The 13,504-nt window shown below is 36.5% G+C and carries 10 protein-coding genes and 1 tRNA gene; 5 read left to right on the top strand and 6 right to left on the bottom strand.

The features are described 5' to 3' along the window. Positions 1-50 precede the first annotated feature (50 nt). Positions 51-1,232, top strand: a complete 1,182-nt coding sequence (gene dinB, locus GQ47_RS14600; protein WP_152561045.1) for a DNA polymerase IV — start codon at positions 51-53, stop codon at positions 1,230-1,232. 3 nt (positions 1,233-1,235) lie between these two features. Next, on the top strand, positions 1,236-4,298 hold the full coding sequence (locus GQ47_RS14595) for a DNA polymerase III subunit alpha (RefSeq protein WP_035649851.1): 3,063 nt from the start codon (positions 1,236-1,238) through the stop codon (positions 4,296-4,298). 179 nt (positions 4,299-4,477) lie between these two features. On the opposite strand, the gene GQ47_RS14590 is transcribed toward GQ47_RS14595, so the two are convergent. The 4 genes from GQ47_RS14590 to GQ47_RS14575 all read right to left on the bottom strand — a co-directional run bounded on the left by GQ47_RS14590 (position 4,478) and on the right by GQ47_RS14575 (position 8,357). Beyond that, positions 4,478-6,346 carry an SMC family protein gene (locus GQ47_RS14590; RefSeq protein ID WP_035649850.1) on the bottom strand — a complete coding sequence of 623 codons (1,869 nt, stop codon included), beginning with the start codon at positions 6,344-6,346 and terminating at the stop codon, positions 4,478-4,480. After that, on the bottom strand, positions 6,343-6,831 hold the full coding sequence (locus GQ47_RS14585; RefSeq protein ID WP_152561035.1) for an ABC-three component system middle component 2: 489 nt from the start codon (positions 6,829-6,831) through the stop codon (positions 6,343-6,345). Before GQ47_RS14585 ends, GQ47_RS14590 begins: the two co-directional genes overlap by 4 nt. Then, positions 6,828-7,919: an ABC-three component system protein gene (locus tag GQ47_RS14580; protein ID WP_035649846.1), complete on the bottom strand. Its 1,092-nt coding sequence runs from the start codon at positions 7,917-7,919 to the stop codon at positions 6,828-6,830. The genes GQ47_RS14585 and GQ47_RS14580 overlap by 4 nt, the downstream gene beginning before the upstream one ends. Positions 7,920-8,078: 159 nt before the next feature. Continuing rightward, a complete protein-coding gene (locus GQ47_RS14575; RefSeq protein ID WP_035649843.1) occupies positions 8,079-8,357 on the bottom strand; it encodes a helix-turn-helix domain-containing protein in 279 nt (92 codons plus the stop codon). A 401-nt stretch (positions 8,358-8,758) separates the two neighbouring features. Between GQ47_RS14575 and GQ47_RS14570 the strand changes: the two genes are divergently transcribed. Continuing rightward, on the top strand, positions 8,759-9,523 hold the full coding sequence (locus GQ47_RS14570) for an SDR family oxidoreductase (RefSeq protein WP_035649841.1): 765 nt from the start codon (positions 8,759-8,761) through the stop codon (positions 9,521-9,523). Positions 9,524-9,541: 18 nt separating this feature from the next. After that, the gene (locus tag GQ47_RS14565) at positions 9,542-10,456 is read left to right on the top strand and encodes a helix-turn-helix domain-containing protein (RefSeq protein ID WP_035649839.1); all 915 of its coding nucleotides are present in this window, start codon (positions 9,542-9,544) and stop codon (positions 10,454-10,456) included. A gap of 155 nt (positions 10,457-10,611) precedes the next feature. On the opposite strand, the gene GQ47_RS14560 is transcribed toward GQ47_RS14565, so the two are convergent. Then, positions 10,612-11,850: a site-specific integrase gene (locus tag GQ47_RS14560; protein WP_035649837.1), complete on the bottom strand. Its 1,239-nt coding sequence runs from the start codon at positions 11,848-11,850 to the stop codon at positions 10,612-10,614. Between the two features lie 299 nt (positions 11,851-12,149). Then, a tRNA-Pro gene (locus GQ47_RS14555) sits at positions 12,150-12,224 on the bottom strand. Between the two features lie 254 nt (positions 12,225-12,478). Here GQ47_RS14555 and trxB point away from each other — a divergent pair. Next, positions 12,479-13,426, top strand: coding sequence for a thioredoxin-disulfide reductase (trxB, locus tag GQ47_RS14545; protein WP_035649832.1), 948 nt, complete (start codon positions 12,479-12,481; stop codon positions 13,424-13,426). The last annotated feature ends 78 nt before the right edge of the window (positions 13,427-13,504 follow it).

Here is a 13,504-nt window from a genome sequence, read left to right as displayed (position 1 = left end):
TTTATTTGTTACAACCTGTGCTAATTTTGTATGGTACAAAAATGAAAATTATGGGAAGGGCAATTGTACATATGGATTTGGATACATTTTTTGTGTCCTGCGAGAGGCTGACCGATTCACGATTGAATGGTATCCCGCTTATTATTGGCGGGGGGGAAAGAGGTGTTGTGGCCTCATGTTCTTATGAAGCGCGAACTTTCGGGGTGCGCTCTGCAATGCCTATAAAAATGGCTCTTCGACTATGTCCCCAGGCAAAAGTGATGAAGGGTGATATGGAGCTATATTCCAGATTATCCCATGCCGTAACCGAAGTGATTGAAGAAAAATCGCCGGTTATGGAGAAAGCCAGCATCGATGAATTCTATCTTGATATAACGGGTATGGATAAGTTTTACGGCTCATACACATGGACCAACGAACTTGCACAATCTGTTACAAAGGAAACAGGTCTGCCCATAAGTTTTGCCTTGTCTGTCAATAAGACCGTATCTAAAATAGCTACCGGTGAAGGAAAGCCTAAAGGCAATCTTGAAATATCAGAAGAGATGGTAAAACCTTTCCTAAATCCGCTATCCATAAGAAAAATACCAATGGTAGGAGATGCTACTTTCCAGTTGCTATCACGTATTGGCGTTAGAAATATCCAAACACTTTCTGAAATGCCTGCGGAAGTATTACAGCAGATGATAGGCAAAAACGGAATCGAATTATGGAAAAAAGCAAATGGAATAGACAACAATCCTGTAGAACCTTACACAGAGCGCAAATCAATTTCTACCGAGGATACTTTTTTGCAGGATACAATTGATATCAATATGTTAAAAAGCATACTTCAGGGTATGGTAGAAAAGCTGGCTTTTCAGCTTCGCTCTGAAGAATGGCTTACCTCAACAGTAACCATTAAGATACGATATTCAAATTTTGATACTGAAACCAAACAATGTAAGGTTCCATATACTTCTGCTGACCATATACTGATTAAGTGTGTAATGAATCTGTTTGATAGATTGTACCAGCGCAGAATGCGTCTTCGCCTGATCGGCATACGATTTAGTGGTCTGGTAAGGGGTACATATCAAATAAATATGTTTGATGACACCGAGGAAATGCTTTCCCTCTATCAGGCTATGGACAGAATGAAGACCCGTTATGGTTTCGATGCTGTTATGCGTGGGGGTGGTGCTATCTTAAAGCCTAATAATAAGGCTGAAATATTAAAGAGAAAAAAGTAAGCTATGTATCTTAACTGTCATTCTTTCCATAGCCTTCGCTATGGCACAATCCCTGTTGAAGAACTAGTCCAACAGGCATCGAATTGCTATGTAAAAGCAATGGCGCTGACAGATATTAATACAGTAACTGGAATTTACGATTTTATCAAATTATGCCAAGCCGCAGATATAAAACCTTTAGTAGGTATTGAATTTCGTTGCAACAATACATTGCGATATATAGGCCTTGCCGTAAACCGTGAGGGATTAGGCGAAATGAATCGGTTCTTAACACAGCGTAATTTTAATGATTTGCCTTTACCGGCAATGGCTCCTGTTTTTGAAAATGTTATAATTATATATACACTTATTGATGCGCCCTCAGTCTTAAAAGAACATGAGTACATTGGGATAAAGAGTGATGAACTCATGCTGTTGTTCCAAGATAAGTGGAAAAATAGGCTTGATAAACTAGTGCTCTTGCATTCTGTTACTTTTAGAAATAAGAAAGAATATAATCTACATAAAATATTACGCGCCATAGATCTCAATATATTAGGTTCCAGATTATCACTAAATGATTACTGTAGTAACTTGGAGACTATGTTGCCGCTTTCAGAATTATTGGAAAAATATGCGGATTATCCCTCTATCATTCAAAACACTCAAAAGATAATTGACCAGTGTAATTTCGAATACGAATTTGGAATACCACGTAATAAAAAATATTTTACTAACAGCCGTGAGGAGGATATGCAACGTTTGAGAACACTCGCCCAGGAGGGTATGGTCAAAAAATATGGTCCTGATAACATCATTGCAAAGCAACGTGTTGAAAAAGAACTAAAAGTTATTGAAGAATTGGAATTCAGCGGTTATTTCCTCATAACATGGGATATAATCCGCTATAGTACCAGTATGGGCTTTTTACACATAGGGCGTGGCAGTGGTGCTAACAGCATAATTGCCTATTGTCTGGGCATTACCGATATCTGTCCTATTGAACTTGATTTATATTTTGAACGGTTCCTAAATGTAAACCGCAAGAGCCCCCCCGATTTTGATATTGACTGGTCTTGGAAAGAGCGCGATATAATACTGGAATATATCTTTAAACGTTATGGAGCCGATCACGTGGCTTTTTGCGGTACTAATGTTGAATTTAAATATCGGTCAATATTCAGGGAAGTTGGAAAAGTATTTGGACTCCCAAAAGAGGAACTTGATGCCCTAGCTAAAAATCCGATTGAGCTTCATGATAGCAATAAGGTAGTAAGGATGGTTCAGGAATATGGAATGATGCTTGAAAAATACCCGAATCAGAGAAGTATGCATTCATGTGGTATACTCATTTCTGAAGAACCTATTACAAATTTTACAGTGCTTGAAATGCCGCCAAAAGGATTTCCAATTGTTTTGTTCGATATGCATACGGCTGAAGACATCGGTTTTGAAAAGTTTGATATATTGAGCCAGCGCGGAATAGGCCACATTGACGATAGTGTAAAGTTGATACTGAAAAACCGTGGCATCAATGTCGATATTAGGGATACTTCACTTTCTAAAGATGAGGTTTTGTGCAATCAGTATTTAGGTCGTGGCAAAACTATCGGCTGTTTTTATATAGAAAGTCCCGCAATGCGCGGGCTTCTCAGAAGACTAAAATGTAACAACTACAAAATCCTTGTTGCTGCATCGTCCATTATTCGTCCTGGCGTTGCTCAAAGCGGAATGATGAAAGAATATATTTTTCGCCATAATAACCCTGACAAGTTTGAGTACTTCCATCAAGTATTTAAAGAGCAGCTTGGAGAAACCTACGGCATAATGGTATATCAGGAAGATGTTATAAAAATCGCGTTGCACTACGGCGGGCTTCATGCTGCCGATGGGGATATATTAAGAAGAGCTATGAGTGGTAAAGGCAGGTCAAAAGCTGCTCTTCAAAAAGTCAAGGATCATTTCTTTGAATGCTGTCAAGAACAAGGACATCCCGTCGAGCTTAGCCAGGAAATTTACCGTCAGATCGAATCATTTGCCGGATATTCTTTTTGCAAAGCTCACTCAGCATCTTATGCGGTTGAAAGTTATCAAAGTTTATATCTTAAGGTGCATTATCCTATTGAGTTCATGGTTGCTGTTATCAATAATCAAGGAGGTTTTTACAGGACTGAAGTATATATACATGAAGCAAGAATGTCTGGTGCTACCATCCACAATCCTTGTGTAAACAAAAGTGAATATGAGACCACCTTATATGGTAGTGATATTTATCTCGGGCTGATGCATCTTGAAGGACTTGAAACTAAAGTAGCTCAGCAAATAGTTTCCGAACGTGAGTTACATGGAGATTACCTTGGATTGGAAGATTTCATTAATAGGATTCAAATTGGGATTGAAAGCATTCAAATCTTGATTTTTATCGGCGCATTTCGATTCACGGGAAAAACCAAAAATCAACTACTTGTAATTGCTCGTTTGATATTGGTCAATTTTAAACCGGAGAACAGAAATCTTATGCTGATACAAGAACCTATCAAAGAATACAGCCTTCCAAAACTCGAGCGCTCAGAATTTGAAGATGCCTTTGATGAAATTGAACTGCTTAGTTTTCCTGTTTCATGTTCACCATTTGATTTGTTACAGACAAAATTCAGGGGTGATGTATTGGCTAAGGATTTATTAAAGCACCATAAGAAACAAGTTCGCATGTTAGCCTATCTGATATCCCGTAAGCATGTTCCAACAAAATTAGGAGCCATGTACTTCGGAACATGGATAGATGCGGAAGGCGAATTATTCGATACAGCGCACTTTACAGGTAGCTTAAAGGAATATCCCTTTCAAGGTGGGGGCTGTTATCTGCTTTTGGGTACTGTCGAGGTTGACTATCATTTTCCAACGATTACAATAACTAAAATGGCGAAAATGCCGTTTATATCTGATCCTCGCTATTCCAATGCTGATGAGAGGCAGTTTAAAGTACATGAGCAAATTAAAGAAGATGTCAGTATGACCCATAGGCAACCATATCCGCAGGAGCATGAAATTAATCTTCCAAGGCATAAGATGGTTAAAAATGGGTAATCTTCCAGAGAACTCATTTTAACAATGTATTTTTTGTTGTGTTGAATAATTAGCGGTAGTTTAAGCGCGTTGGTAGATGAACTATAGTGCTTGCTTTCTTCAACCTCTCAATCAAAGCGACATCTACCGCGTAGTAATTAAAATCGCAATAATTTTGTTGGTTAATATAGCTAGCAGAATTATTGTGGAAAAAAGCCCTCGCGTCCACTTCCCTTTTGCCCAGTAAAAACAATCATATTTAGTTTGCTACTAAGGGAATTATAGGTTTCCTCATCTGGCATTTTGTTGTCGAATATAATTACCTGAGAGTTCGCTGGAATTTTGACAAGGTCAATAAAAAAGGATTTTAGAATCTCTGTCTGTATACTTTCAGTAGCAACATTTATTTTTTGTTTTTCTTCGTAAGTTGTTAAAGGAGAATCTAATACTAATAAATTGGAAAAATTCCTGTCGTTAGTTTGGCAGTAATCAAGTAATCCAATCAGGCACGCTGCATAAGATATTGATCTCTTACCTTTTCCATAGCTTCTTCTATTTTTACCAGAAATTATAATGTCGAATATGTTGTAATGTGAATCAAAGTTTACCTTCACAGCATTTTCATAATTCCAATTCTGTAGCCGTTGTTCAATAAACCAACATAAATCGGTTATAAGTGAATAGGGAACCAAGTTGATTTCTTCTTCCACTGGTTTTTTTGCATTTAAAAGGGTTTCCAAACGATCCTTTTCTTTGAAAAGTTTGTCAATTTGATTATCGATAAATACGATTTCCCGAGAGAAGTTTTCTATTTCCAGATAATTGTTTAGTTCGTTTTTCAGATCTGAGATTTTTGTAGAGAAATTTCTATCTAGTTCCTGTTCTAGATCAATTAACTCATTTTTCAGCTTTTCTATTTCAGCTTGTAAAACATTCTCTTCAATTATTAAATTTTCGGAAGTATCTTTTAAGCCCGCGCGCTTGGATTGTATTTTACCAAGTTCGTTGGTGGCAGCCTCGATAAAATTTTCTTTTTCTTTTATATGATAGAGATGGTCTTCATGTAGTGGTGAGGAGCACAGTGGGCACACAACATCTCCCAATTGTTCAGAAATGACGTGAGTCTCAAGGATAAAATCAAGTCTTTCAGAATCACTTCTGTACTGCGCTTCAAGTATGACAAAACGCTTCGATAACTCCTTCTTATAAGAAAGTTCGGCTATCAGATTTTGGTTCTGCTGTAATACATAATTTTTTCTATTTATAAGTTCTTTTGCTAGTGCAACATTCTCTTTCAAGCTAGAATCAAGTTCTAAAAATTTCTGCTTTTCATTTATAAAAGGTGAAGATTGTGTTTTTTCAACTAGCGTAGCTTTTTCATCAGCATACTGTCTCACCTGGAAATTTAAGAATTCGAGTTTACCCAATAATTGATTTTCCCTAATAGTCAAGTCTTCCTTTTCCACTACTTCAGAAAAATCATTGCCGGAAAGTAAAACATGTAAAAGCGATTGAGACATTACCCTTTCCTTGTATTGCTCAGAGATATAATATGGCGAAGTGGTTTTGATAATTGTATCTTCCGCTATAAATGTCAAATTTAACAGGTTACGGAAGTTAATATTTGTTGTTTTTCCCGATGATTTGTTTACCAATATTTTTTTATCATCTAATCCAATCAGTCCCAAAAGGAAACTTGAAATATGTTCTGGATTTATTAGTGGGCCAGTGGACGTAAGTTTCGTGAAATTTATGCTCTTAGTATAAAAATTTTGGTAACCGCATTCTTTAACATAAATTGATGGTTTGCCCATTTCACGTCTAAACGTAAAGGTCTTACTATCCTTATGAGTAATAATCTCAATTAAAATTTCATTGTAGCCTGCACTTTGTGGAATATCTTTAGGTGGTTCCCCGACACCAAGTGCATAGTTCATTGCCGAAAAAATATAAGATTTTCCAGTATCAGAGGCACCCGTTATCAAATTTGCACCTTTAGTAAAACTTATTTCAGCTGGTTTAACATTATTTCCTCTAATGTAAAGACCCTTAATATAAAATCCTGTCATGAGTTATTGGAATCGTCAAGGGATAGAAAATCTCCGCCCCAATTTTGAATATTAACATCTATAAAAGATTTTATTTCATGAGTACTGGAGTTGCCCCACTTTTCCAATACCCACGTACTCCTATTAACAAGATCTAAAAAGTATTTTGTTTGGAATAAACCCAAAAAGAGTGTACCTGCTTCAGTAATTTGATAGAAAAAACCTTCCGGCTTAACAACCAGCTGAATTAATTCCTTTGTCATCATAATCGATAAACCTTTCTGTATTAACTCTTTCTTTGAAAATACCTGAACACCACGACTTGGAATCGGAGCATGCAAACTTTCTGGTCCACCAATATCTGACGTATTTAAACAGAGATAGTCCAAATACATAATTTTCTCCAAATCCATGACTTGATTTTTACTTGTTTCAAGTATAATTAACGACCTTAACCCTAATTCAATCGGTGTATTGTAAATCTTTATAGTTGGTTCTTCTTTCATGGTACGATCCATTTAATCCGGTTATCATTAGCCAAATGATTGCAAAGTCCATCCTTGTCTAAAGGTCTCATTTCGGTTGAGAGAGGATTACTCGCAAATGTTTGTCTTTTTATTTCTTGCGCAGCAAGAAGAGATCTTTTAAAACCAGACTCGGAAGAGTGGAGTTCTAATGTTGTGTCAACAACTGAATATGCATCATCCATTAACTCTTCAAAAGGAGAAGGAAGTGCTTCAGGAAAATTTTCCCTGCTGAATTTTTCTAATGACTCTGCGCTATAAAAGCTATTACGTTGGGTGTTAAAATGCGTAAAATATCTATCAAAACTTTTTAGATCCTCGACTTTATCAATTCTTGTATTAAGCTCCTGTGCGTATACTTCAAATAATAATCCTGTATAATTTTGTTCTCTGGGCTGAATGACCATTTCGGGAATGGGAATTAAATCCCGATATTTTTTTATTCCGCCACCAAAACGCAGTATGTGGTACTCAGTAGCCTTGTGTTGATCAATAATCTCATGGGGAGCCAAATCTTTAATTATCGAAAAGTCAAAATCAATTATGTATTTACGCAGTTTATCATCTAAAAGAATGTCAGCTTTTTTAGTGATTTTTTTTGAACAGTAATCATCCCAATTGTCAATTAATTTCTGATTAATCATACTCGGATTGTCAATCATATCTAATATGGTTGATCCACATCCTTTTGGAGCAACGATATAATACGACTGAGGAATTGGATAATGATTTTCAAAGGTGTAATAGCAAAGTTTTCCTAATTCGGGATAAAGTGTAGTTGGTGCAATTTTAGTGTCATAGTGTTTACATTGATAGATATCAATTTTGCCATCACCATAATAGCCCACTACATCGCGCCCCTTGTCTCCAGCACCTGCGAATGATCTAGTTTTAGTATATTTTTTGTCTAGATATCCAAATATCCATTCGAGGATAAAGACTTCATATTCATCTGAAGACATCAATTCAACACGGTTCAATGGAGAAACAACCGATCCCTGAAGAGTTTCAAGAGCCGATATCCTTCTAATTAAGGCAGGTTGTGTTAAAGTCAGTTCTTTAGGTGTCAAACTTTTAAATTTGAGATTAGTGTTGTGTTAGATTGCAAATTAGTTTTTTTTTATCACTTTTAACATGTTTAGTGCAAATTTAAACAGTAAATACATTTTAAATATGAATATTAGTCAATCAACTTCTTTTTAATGATTGTCTTACTTTAAGCAGTGCGATTATTTAATATTGTTCACACCATCCATCAATTTTTGAATGTCCTCGTAGCGATAGTACATAAGTCCACCAATTTTATTATAAGGAAGAGTGCCATTTATCCGAAGGTTTTGTAAGGTTCCCGCTGAAATATTTAGAAGTTTACGAACCTCATAGCTTTTAAGCCATACACGAGCTTCCTGACCTTGTTTACGCGGATATTGCTGATATCTCCGAATTTCTTCTAACAATTCTTTTTTAAATTTATCAAGGTCATCCCTGGTAATAAGATCCACATTCATAATTCTCACTTTTAATATTGAACACTATCTAATTTATATTTTGGCAATTTTTACAAACCATTTACAAAATAAACTCATGAGTGAATTGAAAAAGTTATAACGTCCATCTTTGGCTGATTGTGGCTCTCTTTTACCAGAAAAATGCGGTTGCTATTCATATACACAAAAGGCTGTCAATATCGACCACCTTCTAAATATCCATATTTTTGTGTTAACGCATTTGCATCGGTGTAAACAAATGATTAGCGCAATGCTATTTTGAACCAGTAAAAAACTTATAGCTTTTAGGATATTGAGCAACTAGCTTGCGATTAAAAATGGCTACAACATTCAATATTTTGGCTACATAGCTAAGGTTAGATATGCGGAACTTTGCTCTGTAAAATCTAAGCAAATAAGTTATGTCAACTAAAAGTAAAATCGCAGTAGTAACGGGAGGAAGCCGTGGACTGGGCAGAGATATGGTTATCAATCTGGCTAAAAAGGGAAACAATATTATTTTTACCTATCACAGTAATAAGACGGAAGCTGATAAGGTTGTGTCTGAAATATTATCGCTTGGACAAAAGGCAATTGCATATCCATTGGACCTTGGCAACATAAAAGCGTTTGACAGTTTCGTAGATCAGGTCAATGAGCATTTATTGGAACATGAAGGCGCGCCGAACTTCGATTATCTGATTAACAATGCAGGTGTAGGTCTATATGGTTCTGTAACAGATACTACCGAAGAGGTATTTGATACCCTGATGAACATTCATTTTAAAGGAGTTTATTTCTTAACACAGAAATTGTTGTCCCTGCTAAATGATGGAGGCAGAATTATAAATATATCATCTAGCCTAACTAGAATTTCTTCTCCTAATGTATCTGCTTATGCAAGCATGAAAGGTGCAATTGAAACCTACACAAGATATTTGGCAAAGGAATTAGGCTGCAGACAAATTACAGCTAACAGTATTGCCCCCGGCGCTATTGCAACTGATTTTGCAGGAGGTTCAACAAAATCTGATCTGAACGCAAGAAATGCAATAGCATCAATCACAGCACTGGGACGTGTGGGCGAGCCTGAGGATATTGGTGGCGTGGTTGCCTTCCTTTGTAGTGCTGAAGCTGGTTGGGTAAACGCACAAAGAATTGAGATCTCCGGAGGAAGGATGATTTAATATTTGTAAATTTGTAATATGAGTCAAAATCAGGTACATAAGGTAAAATCAATTGCTGAGTTTCATAAAATGAAGGGTCTGCCTTCCCCTGAGCATCCTTTGATCAGTTTATTTGATTTTGAGACTTTTGTATGCTCCAAAGAAATAAACAACAAGAATTTTGTATTTGATTTCTATCATATTTCTATAAAACGCAGCATTGATGCTAAATTTAAATATGGTCAAAGCCATTACGACTTCGATGAAGGAGTTATGTTTTTTATAGCTCCAAATCAGGTTTTTGGCATTGAAAAGATTGAAGAAATTGCCAGCAGCGAAAGCGGATGGGTCCTTATGATACATCCTGATTTTTTATGGAATACTCCACTGGCAAAAAATATAAGCCATTATGAATTCTTTGACTATGCTGTAAATGAAGCGTTGTTTCTTTCTGAAAAGGAAGAAGCAACACTGAACGCTATCGTGAAAAATATTAAACAGGAATGCAATGCTAACGTGGATAAGTTTAGCCAGAGCATAATTATCTCGCAGTTGGAAACGCTTCTTAACTATTCCGAGCGTTTTTATCAGAGGCAATTTTTTTCCCGTAGAGTAAGTAGTCATCAGATTTTAGATAATGTCGAAAAAACCATTGAAGATTATTTTAATAATGAAAACACCTCTGGGCTGCCTACAGTTCAATTTGTTGCTCAATCCATGAATATATCTCCTATGTATTTAAGCAGTTTATTAAAATCTCTTACGGGTCTGACGACACAACAGCATATCCACGAGAAACTGATCGAAAAAGCCAAACAAAAACTATCGACTACTGAATTGACAGTTTCCGAAATAGCTTTTCAACTGGGATTTGAACACAGTCAGAGCTTCTCGAAATTATTTAAAAATAAAACAAGCATATCGCCTATAGAATTTAGAAACTCATTTAATTGATGACAGCACAACTCATCTAAATGCATACACTGCTAGTCCTTAAATTATGATTCTCTCTCAAACTATAAAAATAAAACCCCAGCAAATAGTGGGGTTTTATTTTTAGTGGGTGAATGAGTGATTCTAACCACATAACAAATTGTCTTTTTTGGATATTACGACACACTTGCAGACATCCGCTGTTCAAGATTGCGCATATCCTCACTGAGTTTATGTTCAACTACTTTAGCATAGATTTGTGTAGTACGAATACTTGTATGACCAAGCATTTTTGATACACTCTCTATAGGTACGCCGTTGCTTAGTGTAATGGTTGTTGCAAAAGTATGCCGAGCTATATGAAATGTCAATGTCTTGGTTATCCCACAAAAATCAGCGATTTCTTTCAAGTATCCATTCATTCGCTGATTTGAAATTACAGGGAAGACAGTACCGTTATTAATAGCTCTCGGATCATCTCTATATTTCTCCATTAATTCTATAGCCTTTGGTAGTAGTGGTACACGTACATCTGTATCTGTTTTTACCCTGCTTGTAGAGATCCAAAGCCCTCCATCTATACCTATTACAATTTTGTTTGGCGTAAGTTCGGCTAGTTCAATATACGAAAGTCCGGTATAGCAGCTATAGAGAAACATATCTCGCACATGCATAAGCCGTTCGATGGAAAACTCTTTATTGGCTAATGCTGAAAGTTCTTTACTATTCAATGACTCCCGTTCCACTTTATCAAAATGTTTCTTAAAGCTGGTAAAGGGATCTTTACTCAGCCAATCCAATTTGACAGCCATATTTATCATTTTGCGAAGCCTTTCAATGTGCTTCATGATGCCGTTGTTATTGAGAGGTTTTTGATGGTCCTTGGGAACATAATTAAAAAGGTAGCGTTCAAAATCCAGAATAAATTTGTACTTAAGCTGCGATAGGGCAATATCATTTCTGTAGAGTTTCTCCCTTAGGAATGTTTTTACATACCGTTGCGTGGTATGGTAATTCTTCATGGTTCCCGGAGCAAGTTTATGCATCTGCTGTTCATTATGATATTCCATCAGTGCCATTAAAGTTGGAGTTGTGTTGTCCGTGCCCATTACGCGGTCGCGTATCGCAGGGCCGTCTATAGCATCATCATTCAATAGCATCTGCTGATAGGTATTTATGATTTTTGCCTTGAACTGGTTAAGAAAAATGTTGAGTTCAGTAATTTCTTTGCGGTTTCCCTTAGCCATGCCTTTTCTTTCATCCCATTCGGCTGCCTTAACAGAACGCTTGACTGAAATCTCAGTCCGTTTTCCATTTACCGTTACTCGGGCACAGATAGGAGCCGAACCTTGGATCGTGGTTTTTTGGGTCTTTAGGTAAAAGAGGACCCCGAATGTAATTCCTGCTGTTTTCATATCTCAAAAATTTAATGTTTCAAAAGATTTGCACATTAAATGGGTCTCAATACATATGATTTTTTGATCAAATAAACGCGTATTTTGAGAAGCATCAAATGTTAAAATTTGAGTACAACAGACTGAAAACGATGGTATTAAAATGATTTTTGGAACCTGCAAGGTATAAAAAGAAAAGGGGTAGCCGAATAGGTCCCATTTTATTTGATATAACTTGAATATTTTGGAGTTGAATAAAAAGAAAAACCCCTTAAATCATTGGATTTAAGGGGTTTTGACTGACTTTGAAGTCTAAAAAGTCGGGGTGGCAGGATTCGAACCTGCGGCCTCCTGCTCCCAAAGCAGGCGCGATAACCGGGCTACGCTACACCCCGTAGCATTTGCTTATTGATCGTTACTGTGGTCTTCCCGCCTAGAGCGGGACACGATAACCGGGCTACGCTACACCCCGAAGATGTATTTGTTGTACTGCCCGTAAGCGGATGCAAAGATATAAATAAATTTCGTTTACAAAAGGAAAAAATGAAAATAAATAAAACTTATTTGAACATAGTTATTTCGGATTTATTTTCGCCTTTATTTTTTATAATAAAGTTTACATTTGCATCACAAAAAAACTATTCACATTATGTCAGATACAATCGAAAAAATTAAATGCCTTATTATAGGTTCTGGCCCTGCAGGTTATACTGCAGCTATTTATGCAGCCAGAGCTAACATGAATCCAGTATTATATCAAGGAATGCAGCCAGGTGGACAATTAACTACAACTAATGAGGTAGAAAATTTCCCAGGTTATGTTGATGGTGTTACCGGACCAGAAATGATGATTCAGTTACAAGAACAAGCAAAACGTTTTGGTGCTGATATTCGTGATGGCTGGGCTACAAAAGTTGATTTCTCTGGAGATATTCATAAAGTTTGGATCAATGATTCAATCGAGTTACACTGTGAAACTGTTATTATTTCTACAGGTGCATCAGCAAAATATTTAGGATTACCATCAGAGCAGCATTATTTGAATATGGGTGGAGGAGTTTCTGCTTGTGCTGTTTGTGACGGATTCTTCTATAGAAATCAGGAAGTTGTAATTGTTGGAGCTGGAGATTCTGCTTGTGAAGAAGCACATTACCTATCTAAACTTTGTAAAAAAGTAACCATGTTGGTGAGAAGTGAGAAATTCAGAGCTTCAAAAATCATGGAAGAACGTGTTCGTAAAACTGAGAATATCGAGATCTTAATGAATCACGATACTGTTGAAGTTGTTGGAGATAATCAAGTAGTTCATGCTATTAAAGCATTAAACAAAACTACTGGAGAAGTTATCGAAATTCCTGCAACTGGTTTCTTCGTAGCAATTGGACACAAACCAAATACAGACATTTTTAAAGATTACATTACTCTTGATGAAACAGGATATATCATAAACACTCCAGGAACATCAAATACAAATGTTGCAGGTGTTTTTGTAGCTGGTGATGCTGCAGATCATGTATACCGCCAGGCTATTACTGCTGCAGGTACAGGATGTATGGCTGCTTTGGATGCTGAAAGATATTTGGCTTCTAAGGAATAAGTTGAAAAGTTTCAGGTTTCAGGTTTCAAGTTTCAAGTTGTTGGAACGTATAAACTTTGACAATAAAAAAATCCCGGT

Source organism: Flavobacterium sp. ASV13 (assembly GCF_000745775.1).
Lineage (GTDB): Bacteria > Bacteroidota > Bacteroidia > Flavobacteriales > Flavobacteriaceae > Flavobacterium.
The sequence above is the reverse complement of the archived record's forward strand: the minus strand, read 5'-3'. Positions and strand labels throughout refer to the sequence as shown.